The organism is Algibacter miyuki (assembly GCF_030409805.1).
GTDB lineage: Bacteria > Bacteroidota > Bacteroidia > Flavobacteriales > Flavobacteriaceae > Algibacter > Algibacter miyuki.
Map to the genome: position 1 here is coordinate 99124 of NZ_JAUFQP010000010.1, position 14173 is coordinate 113296.

The 14173-nt window shown below is 33.7% G+C and carries 17 protein-coding genes; 10 read left to right on the plus strand and 7 right to left on the minus strand.

What is annotated here, in order from left to right:
• The first annotated feature begins 2 nt into the window (after positions 1 to 2).
• Genes ribD through QWY92_RS08485 form a run of 3 tightly spaced genes read left to right on the plus strand, consistent with a single transcriptional unit; the run spans position 3 to position 2265 of the window.
• A complete protein-coding gene (ribD, locus tag QWY92_RS08475; RefSeq protein ID WP_290270264.1) occupies positions 3 to 1034 on the plus strand; it encodes a bifunctional diaminohydroxyphosphoribosylaminopyrimidine deaminase/5-amino-6-(5-phosphoribosylamino)uracil reductase RibD in 1032 nt (343 codons plus the stop codon).
• Positions 1027 to 1629 carry an HAD family hydrolase gene (locus QWY92_RS08480; RefSeq protein WP_290270265.1) on the plus strand — a complete coding sequence of 201 codons (603 nt, stop codon included), beginning with the start codon at positions 1027 to 1029 and terminating at the stop codon, positions 1627 to 1629. Before ribD ends, QWY92_RS08480 begins: the two co-directional genes overlap by 8 nt.
• Positions 1630 to 1644: 15 nt before the next feature.
• The gene (locus QWY92_RS08485) at positions 1645 to 2265 is read left to right on the plus strand and encodes an IMPACT family protein (RefSeq protein WP_290270267.1); all 621 of its coding nucleotides are present in this window, start codon (positions 1645 to 1647) and stop codon (positions 2263 to 2265) included.
• Positions 2266 to 2340: 75 nt separating this feature from the next.
• On the opposite strand, the gene QWY92_RS08490 is transcribed toward QWY92_RS08485, so the two are convergent.
• On the minus strand, positions 2341 to 2751 hold the full coding sequence (locus tag QWY92_RS08490) for an acyl-CoA thioesterase (protein ID WP_290270268.1): 411 nt from the start codon (positions 2749 to 2751) through the stop codon (positions 2341 to 2343).
• A 179-nt stretch (positions 2752 to 2930) separates the two neighbouring features.
• Here QWY92_RS08490 and dnaA point away from each other — a divergent pair, with 179 nt between their 5' ends.
• Genes dnaA through QWY92_RS08505 form a run of 3 tightly spaced genes read left to right on the plus strand, consistent with a single transcriptional unit; the run spans position 2931 to position 5545 of the window.
• The gene (gene dnaA, locus QWY92_RS08495) at positions 2931 to 4358 is read left to right on the plus strand and encodes a chromosomal replication initiator protein DnaA (RefSeq protein ID WP_290270269.1); all 1428 of its coding nucleotides are present in this window, start codon (positions 2931 to 2933) and stop codon (positions 4356 to 4358) included.
• 12 nt (positions 4359 to 4370) lie between these two features.
• A complete protein-coding gene (locus tag QWY92_RS08500; RefSeq protein ID WP_290270270.1) occupies positions 4371 to 4829 on the plus strand; it encodes a low molecular weight protein-tyrosine-phosphatase in 459 nt (152 codons plus the stop codon).
• Entirely contained in the window at positions 4829 to 5545 is a 717-nt protein-coding gene (locus QWY92_RS08505; RefSeq protein WP_290270271.1) for an SAM-dependent methyltransferase, read from the plus strand. The genes QWY92_RS08500 and QWY92_RS08505 overlap by 1 nt, the downstream gene beginning before the upstream one ends.
• A gap of 13 nt (positions 5546 to 5558) precedes the next feature.
• On the opposite strand, the gene QWY92_RS08510 is transcribed toward QWY92_RS08505, so the two are convergent.
• The 5 genes from QWY92_RS08510 to dapF all read right to left on the minus strand — a co-directional run bounded on the left by QWY92_RS08510 (position 5559) and on the right by dapF (position 9580).
• Complete coding sequence (locus tag QWY92_RS08510; protein ID WP_290270273.1) at positions 5559 to 6221, minus strand: peptidoglycan-binding protein LysM; 663 nt, start codon at positions 6219 to 6221, stop codon at positions 5559 to 5561.
• 109 nt (positions 6222 to 6330) lie between these two features.
• Positions 6331 to 7200, minus strand: coding sequence for a DUF2279 domain-containing protein (locus QWY92_RS08515; RefSeq protein ID WP_290270275.1), 870 nt, complete (start codon positions 7198 to 7200; stop codon positions 6331 to 6333).
• Positions 7201 to 7241: 41 nt separating this feature from the next.
• Positions 7242 to 8285: an endolytic transglycosylase MltG gene (gene mltG / locus QWY92_RS08520; protein WP_290270278.1), complete on the minus strand. Its 1044-nt coding sequence runs from the start codon at positions 8283 to 8285 to the stop codon at positions 7242 to 7244.
• Positions 8286 to 8810, minus strand: a complete 525-nt coding sequence (locus QWY92_RS08525) for a GNAT family N-acetyltransferase (protein WP_290270280.1) — start codon at positions 8808 to 8810, stop codon at positions 8286 to 8288.
• Positions 8807 to 9580: a diaminopimelate epimerase gene (gene dapF, locus QWY92_RS08530; RefSeq protein WP_290270282.1), complete on the minus strand. Its 774-nt coding sequence runs from the start codon at positions 9578 to 9580 to the stop codon at positions 8807 to 8809. Before dapF ends, QWY92_RS08525 begins: the two co-directional genes overlap by 4 nt.
• Positions 9581 to 9912: 332 nt before the next feature.
• On the opposite strand from dapF, the gene QWY92_RS08535 reads away from it, so the two are divergent.
• Together QWY92_RS08535 and QWY92_RS08540 are read left to right on the plus strand one after the other, a co-directional pair.
• A complete protein-coding gene (locus QWY92_RS08535) occupies positions 9913 to 11322 on the plus strand; it encodes a trypsin-like peptidase domain-containing protein (RefSeq protein ID WP_290270284.1) in 1410 nt (469 codons plus the stop codon).
• A gap of 390 nt (positions 11323 to 11712) precedes the next feature.
• Positions 11713 to 12330: a tRNA (guanine-N1)-methyltransferase gene (locus QWY92_RS08540; protein WP_290270286.1), complete on the plus strand. Its 618-nt coding sequence runs from the start codon at positions 11713 to 11715 to the stop codon at positions 12328 to 12330.
• Positions 12331 to 12451: 121 nt separating this feature from the next.
• Here QWY92_RS08540 and QWY92_RS08545 read toward each other — a convergent pair whose 3' ends face one another.
• Complete coding sequence (locus tag QWY92_RS08545; RefSeq protein ID WP_290270288.1) at positions 12452 to 12964, minus strand: VOC family protein; 513 nt, start codon at positions 12962 to 12964, stop codon at positions 12452 to 12454.
• A 156-nt stretch (positions 12965 to 13120) separates the two neighbouring features.
• Between QWY92_RS08545 and QWY92_RS08550 the strand changes: the two genes are divergently transcribed.
• Positions 13121 to 13396, plus strand: coding sequence for a winged helix-turn-helix transcriptional regulator (locus tag QWY92_RS08550; protein WP_290270290.1), 276 nt, complete (start codon positions 13121 to 13123; stop codon positions 13394 to 13396).
• Between the two features lie 82 nt (positions 13397 to 13478).
• Entirely contained in the window at positions 13479 to 14156 is a 678-nt protein-coding gene (gene trmD, locus QWY92_RS08555) for a tRNA (guanosine(37)-N1)-methyltransferase TrmD (RefSeq protein ID WP_290270293.1), read from the plus strand.
• The last annotated feature ends 17 nt before the right edge of the window (positions 14157 to 14173 follow it).

Genomic DNA, 14173 nt, shown 5'->3' on the forward strand with positions numbered 1-14173 from the left:
GATTGAACACTAACGAAACTTACATAAAACGCTGTTTACAAATTGCAAAAAACGGATTGGGCAGTACGCGTCCAAACCCCATGGTTGGCAGTGTTATTGTTCATAATAATAAAATTATAGGCGAAGGATACACTAGCACATACGGTGGAAATCATGCCGAAGTGAACGCTATAAATTCGGTAAAAAATAAAGCGCTTTTAAAAGAAGCTACCATTTACGTTACACTAGAACCTTGCGCACACTATGGAAAAACCCCGCCTTGTTCCGATCTTATTATTAAGCATAACATACCCAAAGTAGTCATTGGTTGCGTGGACGATTTTGAAAAAGTAGCCGGTTTAGGTATTAAAAAATTAAAAGCAGCCGGTTGCGAAGTTATAGTTGGTGTTTTAGAAAACGAATGCCGCCTGCACGACAAACGGTTTTTCACCTTTCACAATAAAAAGCGCCCTTATATTATATTAAAATGGGCCGAAAGCAGCGATAGTTTTATTGCACCGAAAACTAAGAACGAACAAAAACCGGTTTGGATAACAAATACATTTTCACGACAATTAGTGCATCAATGGCGCGGTGAAGAACATGCTATTTTAGTTGGCACCAATACCGTTTTAGCCGATAATCCATCTTTAACTACACGAGATTTCGTTGGCAAAAACCCGATTCGAATTGTTTTAGATCGATCGGAAAAATTATCTAATAAACTTGCTGTTTTTAATGACGAAGCTGAAACTATCGTTATCAGCGGAAACAATCAAAATAAGAAAAACGAATCTATTAATTGGGACTTAAAAAACGAGATTGCAAAACAAATATGCTCCGTTTTATACCACAAAAATATCAACTCTGTCATTATTGAAGGCGGCGCAAAAACGCTTCAAACCTTTATAGATGAAAACCTTTGGGACGAAGCTCGAGTTTTTACAGGCGAAACTCAATTTAAAACAGGTGTAAGAGCCCCTAAGTTTTCAGGACAAGTTATTCAACAAGAAAAAATAATATCAGACGTATTAAAAATTTACAAAAATGATTAAAACCTTAATATTCGACTTCGGAAATATATTTATAAACCTAGACATTGAAGGCGCAGCAAAATACGCTTTTGAAACTCTTGAAATTGATACCTTTTCGGAAGAAATAAGCGCTTTCAATAGTCTTTATGAGCAAGGTTTAATTTCAACTGAAGAATTTATTGAATTCTATGCCGAAAATTTTCCAAACCTTTCAGATGACGAACTTATTTACACCTGGAATTACATGCTTAAACATTTCCCAAAAGAAAGACTAGAGTTTATAAAAGCATCAGCTAAATACAAACTTATTTTATTGAGCAACACCAACGAACTTCATATTAATTGGATTAAAGAAAGTGTCTCGTTTTTCGAAGATTTCAAAAATTGTTTTGATGCCTTTTACTTGTCTCATGAAATAAACTTAAGAAAACCAAATGCAGATATTTTTGAATTTGTTTTAAAAGAAAACAAACTTAAAGCTGAAGAATGCCTCTTTATTGACGATAATAAGGATAATATTGAAACAGCAAACGCTTTGAATTTTAAAACTTGGCATATAAACCCAGAAACGGAAGACGTTTGCTCTTTGTTTGAAACCAAATCCACTTTATTTTAATTTTATTGACAAAGTTTGATTGAAAAAGACACTTATAAAACCATAACATCGGCAACCGAACCTGTTTTATTTAAAGATAAAAACAGTAAGTTTTTTGGCTACGCCTTCCCAGTTTTAGATGAAGAGACCATCAAATTTCATATTGAAACTCTAAAGAAAGAACACCACTCGGCGCGTCACTGGTGTTACGCCTACCAAATAGGCACCCAGACCATAAACTACCGCGCTAATGATGACGGAGAACCCAACAATAGCGCAGGCATGCCCATTTACGGACAAATACAATCTTTCGATGTTACTAATATTTTAATTATTGTGGTTCGGTATTTTGGAGGTGTAAAACTTGGCGTTGGCGGTTTAATAAATGCTTATAAAACTGCAGCACAACTCGCTTTAGATTCGGCTAAAATCATAGAAAAAACCATCAACATCGATTTTCTAATCACGTTCGATTACAAAAACATGAACAAGGTGATGCGGGTTATAAAAGAGCGAAAATTAAACATAACGAACCAAAAACTAGAATTGGATTGCCAAATCACGATTTCGGTTCGTATATCAGAAGCTGACTCTGTTTTCGAAGCTTTCAATCACCTTTTTGAAATAGATATTAAAAAATGTTCAGACGAAAATTAGCTCATAAGACAAAAAAACCTTCTTTTCATTCTTGATTTATCAGCAATTATTGAAATCAACTATTTTATCAAAAGATTAAAACTCTCCATCAATAATATCTAAAATATATTGAGGTGCTTTGGTAGGTCGTTGCGTTTTCATATCAACAAATACCAAAACGGTGCTTGCGGTAGATAAAAGTTCACCTTTTTCATTGGTTATTTCGTACTCAAATTCAATCTTTGCAGTAGGTCGATTTTTGAGTTGTGATTTTACATTAATTAAGTCATCATAACCTGCTGGTTTTTTATAGTTTATGTTTAAAGATACCACTGGTAACATAATTCCGTTTTCCTCCATGGTTTTATACGAAATCCCCCTTTTACGCAACCACTCAATTCGTGCCTCTTCCAAATATAATGCGTAATTACCGTGATAAACCACGCCCATTTGGTCGGTTTCCCCATATCTTACTCTTATTTGTATTTTATCACTTTTCTCGCTCATATTTGAATATTTTTTTGTAGTTTCGACATGTGCTCAACTTGCGAAAAAATTTCTAATTATTCAATAGTAAATCATTTTTTTTTTAAGAATTTTGTTCACATATTTGCCAAACATAAAAATGGAGGGATATGAGATGTTTTTCTCATCCATTAAATTAACAATCAACAAGAGTATTTAAAATGAGTGTAACTGCGCAAACGGTATGGGATAATTGTCTAAAATTCATAAAGGATAATATTCAACCGCAAGCTTATAAAACATGGTTTGAACCAATACTGGCAGTTAAACTAACTGATAATGCCTTAAGTATTCAGGTGCCAAGTAAATTCTTTTACGAATGGCTAGAGGAGCATTATGTTAAAATCTTAAAAGTATCTTTAACTAAAGAATTAGGCGAAAAAGCTAAACTGGTTTACATTATTAAAATGGAAAACACGTATGGCAACAAACAACCTTTTACAGAAAAAATACCGAGTTCTAACCGTAGTGGTTTAAAATCTCAAAATGTTGATATTCCTTTAAACAATAAAAGTCCAGAATTACGCAATCCGTTTGTTATTCCTGGAATTCGAAATGTAAAAATTGAATCGCAACTAAATCCAAATTATAGTTTTGAAAACTTTTTAGAAGGCGATTCTAATCGTTTAGCAAGAAGTGCCGGATTAGCGGTTGCTGCTAAACCAGGAGGAACCTCTTTTAACCCGTTATTAATTTTTGGTGGTGTTGGTTTAGGTAAAACGCATTTAGCTCATGCTATTGGTGTTGATATTAAAGACAAATACCCAGAGAAGACTGTTTTATATATTTCTGCTGAAAAATTTACGCAACAATATATAGATTCTGTAAAGAAAAATAATAGAAACGATTTTATTCATTTCTATCAAATTATAGATGTTTTAATTATTGATGATGTGCAATTCCTTACAGGAAAAACAGGAACACAAGATGTTTTCTTTCACATTTTTAACCACTTACACCAAAACGGAAAGCAAGTTATATTAACAAGTGATAAAGCACCTGTAGATATGCAAGATATTGAGCAACGCTTATTATCTCGTTTTAAATGGGGCCTTTCGGCGGAATTACAACATCCCGATTTTGAAACTCGTGTTTCTATTGTTAAAAACAAATTATATCGTGACGGTGTTGAAATGCCAGAAGATATTATAGATTACGTTGCTAAAAACATTAAAACTAATGTTCGCGAATTAGAAGGTGCTATTATATCTCTAATTGCGCAATCGTCTTTCAATAAAAAGGAAATCACCTTAGATTTAGCCAGAACCATTGTTGAGAAGTTTGTAAAAAACACAAAACGTGAGGTTTCTATAGATTATATTCAAAAAGTAGTATCCGATTATTTCCAAATGGACATCGATACGTTGCAATCTAAAACGAGAAAACGCCACATTGTTCAAGCGAGACAACTAGCTATGTTTTTTGCTAAAAAATTAACCAAAGCATCTTTAGCCAGTATTGGTTCTCAAATTGGTAAACGTGATCATGCTACGGTTTTACATGCTTGCAAAACGGTTGATAACTTATCTTCAACAGATAAGCAATTTAAAAAATACGTTGAGGATATCACAAAAAAACTTTCTGTTTAAACTCTTTTAAAAATGACTAAAATTCTGATGGTATGCCTGGGAAACATTTGTCGTTCTCCACTTGCCGAAGGTATTTTAAAAGCTAAATTACCCGATAATTTTATTGTTGATTCTGCTGGAACCGCAAATTACCATACGGGGAATGCTCCAGATCCACGATCGATTGCTATAGCGAAAACATACGGTTTAGACATTTCAAACTTAAAAGGAAGACAGTTTACCGTTTCAGATTTTGACACTTTTGATGTGATTTATGTGATGGACGATTCTAACTATAGAAACGTTAATAAACTGGCTCGCAACAACTCAGACACTTCTAAAGTAAAATTCATTTTAAATGAAGTCTACCCCAATGAAAACTTCGATGTTCCCGATCCGTATTACGGAGGAGACGATGGTTTTCTAAATATTTACAACATGCTAAACGAAGCATGTACCGTTATTGCAAACCATTTAACTTCAGAAAACTAATGACATCAGGCGCAGGCAAGTTATTTTTAATACCAACCACTTTAGGAGACAATAACCCTTTAGATGTTTTACCTATTACAGTAAAAAACACTATTGATAATATTGATATTTTTATTGTTGAAAACGAAAAAACAGCCCGTCGATTTATTAAGAAAATTAGTCCGGAAAAATCACAACCATCACTTCAACTATTCCTTTTAAATAAACGCACAGAAGCTAGCGAATTACCTGCTTTTTTAAATCCTTGTTTAGAAGGTCTTAATGTTGGTTTACTATCTGAAGCTGGTTGTCCTGGCGTTGCCGACCCTGGTGCCGATGTTGTAAAACTAGCCCACGGAAAAAACATAAAAGTAGTACCTCTAGTAGGACCATCGTCAATTTTAATGGCCATGATGAGTTCTGGAATGAATGGCCAAAGTTTTGCTTTTAACGGCTACTTACCTATTGATAAAGGCGAACGAAAAGCAGAATTAAAACGTCTAGAGCGTTTATCTTTTGAGCACGACCAATCTCAGCTTTTTATTGAAACACCTTATAGAAACAATAAAATGTTGGAAGATTTGTGCAACGTTTTAGAAAATAACACAGACATCTGTGTGGCTTGCGATATTACTCTAGAAACAGAGTTTATAAAAACGCAAAGCGCACAAGCTTGGAAAAAAAATAACGTTGACCTTCATAAAAGACCAACGTTATTTATTATACATAAAAGCTAATTTAAAACCCCTTTTAAATGGCTTTCGCTAATTTGTTCGGTTTAACAAACGACGTATCGTAACCAGAAAAACGTTTCATATAATACTGTACTGTAGTTCCAAAACCATCAGCAAAATTATCTAAACCGTAACTTCTTAAATACGTTTTAACACTTCCCGGTCCCGCTAAATGCGCTGCGGCTAAAATACCAGACTCTGTTACAAGCACACCATTAATTCGGCGACCCACAAAGTTTTTAATGTCACGTCTTAAAATCCATTTATTTCTTGCTGCATTAGCAATAAACGCTTTTTCTTGAAGTTTTGGATTCTTTAAAAATTGTTGGGGATTATTAATACCAATCATTTTTAAGGTTTCAGCACCAAATTGGTACTTTCCTAAATAACCGAATGTATTAACCGTGGCATAATCACCACGAGACTCTTTAAAACCTACGGCCTCTCTAAAGCCTACAAATGATTTTCCTAAATAAGGAGAAAAAACATCGTTCTCGTCATTTGACACTAGAACATCATCTTTGATGTCATCGTCAAGACTTACAGTATAAACTAACTCTAAGCCTTTTGTTGAATACTTACTTAAATCTACAATCGAATCCTTTGATGAAAACGACACACTTAACATAATTACTGCTAAAAGTGCTAAGACTAAGTAACTTGCAATATTCTTTGTCATAGTTTCTAAATTCTTCAGTAATCTACAATTTTAAATTACCTGAAATTTTGAGCGTGCAAAAGTACATGATATTTAAATACTAACCAAATTTATTATTTTTTAAGCCCTATTAGATGTAGAATATATGGAATTTAGCCCCTTTTTTACTTAATTCAAGGGTAGGAAATGGAATTTTTATCATATTAATAATACTGAAAACCATTTTTAACAAGGGCGACTTGGTTTTTAATTGATCTAAATTCAAATCTAAACTCAGAAAGATTTGTCGGTATGGATTACCATTCCTTACTAATTCACTACTAGAATCTTCCACACCATTCAACATGCCTTCACCTCCATAACCCACAGCCAAATTAAGCCATTTTGGCACTTTACTTTCCTTAAAAAAAGAATGAATGTTTGCGCTTAACCAATACGTTTGCCCGTTATAGTCTTTTAAAACCTCTTCTAAGATACCTTTACCCAACTTATTTGGATTTTGCGGCGCATACTCAGTTTGATGAAAACTGTACTTTAAAGCGATTCGTTGCTCTTTCCATAGTAATTCTTGTCCAATAAATAATCCTGTACCGGAAGCGTTTGCTAAAATATCTCCCCAAGAAAACCCCCATTCTTGCGAATAACCATCCAAAAATTCAACGGCCGTAAGAAATCCGAAGCCTAAAGTACCACCATAAATTAATTGATTTTTTTCACTAATCCCACTCCAATTTAAAAGTTGAGCGCCATGCTTTCCCATTTGATAGGCCGAAAACGCATGCCCCACTTTATCCATTTGGAGCCATTCATTATTATCATTTATAGTATGAAGTTTTGAACGTTCATAATCGGCATACCACAATTGATTTAACCCCACTAAAGTTAACCCGACGACAGCAGCTTCAGAAATAACAACGGCATTTCGTCGCGATACATTTAAAGAATCACTAGGTGTAAAAAAAGAAGGCGATTCCTTTTGAGAAAATGCGAAAGAAGACATTAACACAAAATATATCGTGTATTTTAATCCCGAAAAAGGCACTATTTATTAATGCCTTGAGAAGAAAGGTAACGTTGATATTCTCTAGCGTTTCCATTATGCTGTGCTAAAGTTTTAGCAAACTTATGGAACCCAAAACGCTTCGCATCAGCGGCAAAATATAAATAACTATGCTTTTCGTAATTCAAGACAGCATCGATAGCCGAAATATCAGGCATAGCAATTAACCCCGGAGGCAAACCACGATTCAGGTACGTATTATAAGGCGATTCAATATCTTTATGAATATTTAAAACCCGTTTTATCACTGTATTCTTATATTTAGGCAATTGATAGGCAGCAAATTTCAAAGTTGGATCCGCCTGCAAAGGCATTCCAATACGCAGTCTGTTCATGTAAACACCTGCAATTCTAGGTTGTTCGCTGGCTTGTTTAGATTCTTCATAAACAATAGATGCCAAAGCAATCACTTGATTTGCGGTTAACCCGATAGCTTCAGCTTTCTCCGTACGTTTCTCATTCCAGAAACGTTTATATTCTGTAAGCATGCGATCTCTAAAACCTTCTGCATCAGTATTCCAGAAAAACTCGTAACTATTAGGCAAATACATTCCTAAGGCTGTGGCGTTATTGAAATTATTTTCAGCTAAAAATTTTTCCTCTAACATTACTTTTAACAACGAGACGCTATCGGCTTCAATTTCATTAGAAATGCGTCCAGCCAATTTTTCTAAAGTAGACTGATTATTAAAAGACACTTTTACAGGAAGATTTCCACTACGAATGGAGTTGATGATATCATTATTCGTCATTCCCTTTTTTATCGCAAACTTTCCAGCTTTAACGTGAGTTGTGTATTTTTTCTGTTCGGCTAAATCATCAAAAGATTCAATATCTTCTAAAAGTGGTTCCAACTGACTTCGAACATCACTATAATTAGCATTTGACGGAATATAAACATAAGCCGTTTCATTGTTGAATGCCGTATTAGGTTTCAACATAGCCTTATAAACAAAATTTGCAAAAAATGCTGCTACCACAAGACCGATAACAACTATGGCCAGAATTATTTTTTTTATGTACATTTAATTTTTAATAAGCTGAAATAAATATTCGTTTTTATAAGTGCCTTGGCTATAAGTCCAATCTTTTTTTAATCCGATTTGTTTAAACCCCTGACGGCTAAACAATTTAATACTAACCTCATTATCTTCTGAAATATTACAATACAATTGATGTAAATCCAGATGTGTAAAGCTATAGTTTATCAGTAAGGCTAAAGCTTCTTTTCCTGCGCCTTTACCTCTATTTTCGTGGTCTTTGACTAAAATTCCGATGCCTGCTCTACCGTTTTTAAAATCAAAATCGAACAAATCTATTAAACCAATAGCTTCATCTTGAGTATTACAAATTACCAATCGTAATTGTTTAACTTCGTATATATCTTGATGGGCTTGTTCTAAATATTGTTTAATTAAATACCTAGAATAAGGGGTTTGTGTTTGGCTAATTTCCCAAATATTTTCGTCGTTTTCAACGGCATGAATAAATTCTAAATCTTCGGGTTCTAAAGCCCGTAAATAAATATGTTCCCCTTTTAGAGTAATCATATATCGCCTTTAAAAACAAATTTCGCAGGACCAAGAAGCCAAACATTTTTGTAGGTTTCGTTTTCAACATCAAAACTCACTTTCAACTTGCCTCCTTCTACGTTAAGCGTTATTAATTTTTTAGTGGTTTCATTTGTTGCATGCATAGCAATAGCTACTGCTGTTACACCTGTTCCACAAGATAATGTTTCATCTTCAACACCTCGCTCGTATGTACGTACGCGAAACACTTCATCATTAACTTTTTTAACGAAATTTACATTTGTTCCTTCATCAAAATACGGTGCACCGTTTCTAATTTTAGCCCCTTTATCTTTGATATCGAAATACTCAATAGCATCTTCAAATTGTACGTGGTGTGGCGATCCGGTGTTTAAAAACACATAATTATCATGTTTTTCAACCACATCAACATCCAACATTTGAAGCTTCACTATATCGCCCTCAATTTCGGCATGATGTAAACCATCAACTGCTTCAAAAACCGCTTTCGTATCAATTACACCCAACTGTTTTGCAAAAGCCACCAAACAACGGCCGCCATTTCCACACATAGTACTTTCATTTCCATCGGCATTATAATACACCATTGTAAAATCTAAAGTATTGTGGTTTTCAAGCAGAATAAGTCCGTCTGCTCCTATTCCAAAACGTCTATCGCATAAAAAAGCAATGTGTTTTGTGTCTCTTTTATTGAACGTTTGCTGACGATTATCAATCATCACAAAATCGTTCCCTGTTCCTTGGTATTTATAAAAAGTCTGTTGCATAATTTCAGCACAAATATAGGCATAAAGAATTTATTTTCCCCGTCACTATTTCAGGAAATCTTCGGAAAAACCAAGAACTTTTAAGGTTTCTATTAAAATTAAAATCTTCGCGTTTTTTTAATTTATTTCTGTTTCTTATAAAATATTTTAAAACTTCTTTTTTTCAACTTATTGGAAGTAAATAAGCCCTAATCCTTCTGTTAAATAGGCGTTAAAGTGGGCGTTAAAAATCGTTAAAACTAAAAAATCTATCCAATTATTAGCTAATTTTAATCTGTTAAATCAAATTAAACAATTCAATAACATCAATAAATACCCAAATAATAATTAATATGAAGAAGATTTTAACTTTAGTATTAGTATCTGCATTAGGAGGCGTAATGACGCTTGGTGCTTACAAACTTTTTATAGAAAAAGAAAACACAGTGGTGGTTTCTAGTCAAGATAACGCACCTACATTTTTACCAACAACCAATATAAATAAGGCTTTAAGTGCAGCGGAAAACACCGATTTTACAGCGGCTGCCGACAACACAGTACATGCTGTGGTTCACGTGAAAAACGTTACTTTAAGTAGTGGACAAATGACTTTGCAAGATTTCTTTTCTGGTAGAAGTCCCAAACGTGCGCAAATGGGTACCGGCTCTGGCGTTATCATTAATGCCGACGGCTATATTATAACCAACAACCACGTAATAAATAATGCGAGCGAACTGTCGGTAACATTAAACAATAATAAAACGTACACTGCGGAACTAGTGGGTACCGACCCAAAAACCGATATTGCGCTATTAAAAATTGATGCCGATGAAGATTTACCATATGTTACTTTCGGAGATTCGGATAGTGTACAAATTGGCGAATGGGTTTTAGCTGTTGGTAACCCATTTAACTTAACATCGACGGTAACTGCCGGAATTATAAGTGCAAAATCGAGAGATTTAACAGGGAAAAGTTCACAATCTTTCTTGCAAACTGATGCTGCTGTAAACCCAGGGAATTCTGGTGGAGCACTAGTAAACACCAATGGTGAATTAATTGGTATTAATACTGCTATTTCATCACAAACTGGTTCTTACGTTGGATATTCTTTTGCTGTACCAAGTAATATTGCACGTAAAGTGATTGAAGATATTATGGAGTTTGGTAACGTGCAAAATGGCGTTTTAGGTATTCAAGGTGGTACTTTTAATAGTAAAGTAGCACAAGAAATGGGTGTTAATTATGCCGAAGGGGTTTATGTTGCCGAAGTGGTAAAAAACTCTGGAGCAGATAAAGCCGGCATTGAAAAAGGTGATGTGATTAAAAAACTTGATAATATTGAAATTTCAAAATTTGAAGATTTAAGTGGCTACATTAAAACAAAACGACCAAATGACGTGGTTAACGTAGAATTGTATAGAAAAAACGATTTAAAAACCGTTTCTGTAACATTGACAAAAACTGAAATATTCGCGGTTAATTTTATGAAAATGGAGCTGCAAGATTTATCAGATTCATTTAAAGAAAAATACGATATCGACTATGGCGTAATGGTGAAGAAAACCGAAAACCAATGGTTATATTCTAATTTAGGAATTACGGAAGGTTATATTATTACTGGAATAAACGATACTAAAATTGAAAGTATCACCGACATTTCTAAATTAAAAGAAAAATATGGTGATGATATTTTAGACCACATTAAAAAACTGGCCTACATAAACACAAGTAAAGAAAAAAAGGAAGTGATTTTTAGATAATTTGGTATTGAATTCAAATGTAAATAACCTCTTTAAAGTGAATAGCTTTAAAGAGGTTATTTTTTTACAGCTATTTTTACATAAACAAGGCTATAAAATAAGCTCTATTTTCGGTCTCTATTTTACCCCTAGCAATTTTCAAAAAACACCATATCATATATAATACAATTACGAATATGGTTACAGCTATCAAGGAATTAAGCTTGCTAAATATATATCGAAAGTGCGACGTTTTACTTATTACTAATTTAAAACATCCAAAGCACAAACATACTCGTATATAACGCGTATAGAAATTAGCCTCATTTAGTGGGGCTTTTTAATTAATTATAATCATAGTTTTCATAACTTCGTAGACCGAATTCAACCCATTAAAAATTTCCATTAGAAATGAATTTTACAAAACAACTGCTTTCAACAGTATTTGCGCTATTACTAACGGCATCCTCTTTTTCACAAGCAACTCCAGATCAAGAAGAAGAGAAATTATCCTTAAATAGCGGTAGCATTGATAACCAATTTGAATTTGTTATTAGACGCTCAAACAGCTGGCAAGATTATAAAACCGTAAAAAAAACATGGTTATATACTCTTAAAGAACATACTTTAGACTCATTAAAGGCAGTACATAAAGATTTAGCAGATACCCAAGTCGTTGTTAAAACGCAAGTAAAAGAAATTGCCGATTTAAAGTTAAATCTATCGAATACACAAAGCGAATTAGATAAAACCAATACCGAAAAAAACAATATGGCTTTGTTTGGTTTACAAATGAGTAAATCGAGTTATAATGTATTAATGTGGTCTATTATTGGTGCTTTATTAGCCCTATTACTTTTCTTTATTTACAAATTCAAAAATAGTAATGCGGTTACGCGTGAAGCGAAAAAGAATTTAGAAGAAACGGAAGAAGAATTCGAAGAACACAGAAAAACAGCTTTAGAGCGTGAACAAAAAGTACGCAGACAATTACAAGACGAAATCAATAAGCAGAAAAAATCGAAATAATTTAGCTTTACAGATATAAAAAAATCCGCAATAAAATTGCGGATTTTTTTTTGTTTAAGACTAGACGTTAAAGTAGCGTTCATCAAGATGAATACTATTTTATAGCATCGCTTAAAAAGATCTATTTTGCATAAGCTCCCGAAGAATACGTGAGTTCGTAACTGTGGGTATAAATTTCAAAAACAATTCCGAAAGGATCTTCTACGTAACACATTTTAAAAGGTTTATCTTCTGGATAATACGCTCTAATTGGCATTCTTTGCTTTCCGCCATAAGCCACAATTTTTTCAATAAGCTCTTCTATATTCGGGTCTTGTATACAAAAATGGAATAAACCTGTATTGAAAGGATTAAACTCTGGCGCTTCTTTTACGCCATTAGGAAAAGAAAACAGTTCTACACCAACCCCATCTGAAGTTGCCAAATGTGCAATTTCGAAGGTAGTCCAATCGTCTCCGAAAACATCAATACACATTTGCCCAATGGCTGTTTCTTTTTCCTTCTTAACTGTTGAAGGCTCCATTATAACGTACCACCCCATAACTTCAGAATAAAATTTAACGGCCTCTTTTATATTAGGAACGGTAATTCCGATATGCGAAAATGATTTTGGATAATTTTTACTTGTAGACATAAGTTATATTTTAGATTGCAAAATTAACCTATATTTGCCTAAATGGCAATAACTTACCATAAAGTATTATAGTTACCCATATGAGTAAAATAATGATAATCAATAATATAAATTTAAGTTTTGTATAAAAATAATAGTTGCCCGTTACATTATACCATGAATTTAATAGGTACAAAATGGAAACCTTTGATTTTGTTTCATTTATTAGAAGGCGATTTGCGTTCAGGTATTTTACAGAAGAAAATTGCAGGTATTTCGAACAAAATGTTTACTCAAACCGTTAGAGACTTAGAAAAAGATGGATTAATCTCTCGAAAAGTATTTCCGGTAGTGCCACCAAAAGTAGAATACGGCTTAACGGAAAGAGGAAAATCTCTTGAAGATATTTTAAGACGTTTGGATAAATGGGGATTAGACGATTGTAAAAATTAATGAGTTTGATACATTTCTAACTTGTTGCAACAACAGATATCCCAAACAATTAAATTATATTTGCGGCATATAAAAATGAATTATGCGCATAGATATTATTACGGTTTTACCCGAGTTATTGAAGAGTCCGTTTGAGGCTTCTATTTTAAAACGTGCTATTGAAGCTGGTTTGGTTGAAGTTCATTTTCATAATTTACGAGATTATACCACTGATAATTACAAATCGATAGACGATACCCAGTTTGGTGGTGGCGCTGGTATGGTTATGATGGTGGAGCCTATTGATAAATGTATAACCGATTTAAAATCGCAACGTGATTACGACGAAGTGATTTACATGACACCCGATGGTGAAACCTTAAAACAAGGTATTGCCAACCAGTTATCGATGCATGAAAATATTATTATTTTATGCGGACATTATAAAGGTGTAGACCAACGTGTGCGCGACCAATTTATAACCCGTGAAATTTCTATTGGAGATTATGTGCTTTCTGGTGGTGAACTAGGAGCTGCTGTACTTTGCGATGCCGTAATTAGATTAATACCAGGGGTTTTAGGGAATGAAACATCTGCCCTAACCGATTCTTTTCAAGATAATTTATTAGCCCCTCCTATTTATACAAAACCAAGAGAATATAAAGGTTGGAAAGTTCCGGAATTATTATTTAGCGGAAATTTTCCTGAAATTGAAAAATGGAGAGAAGAGCAAGCTTACGAGCGTACTAAAAAATTGAGACCAGATTTATTAGACGAATAAAGGGTTGCGGGTATACT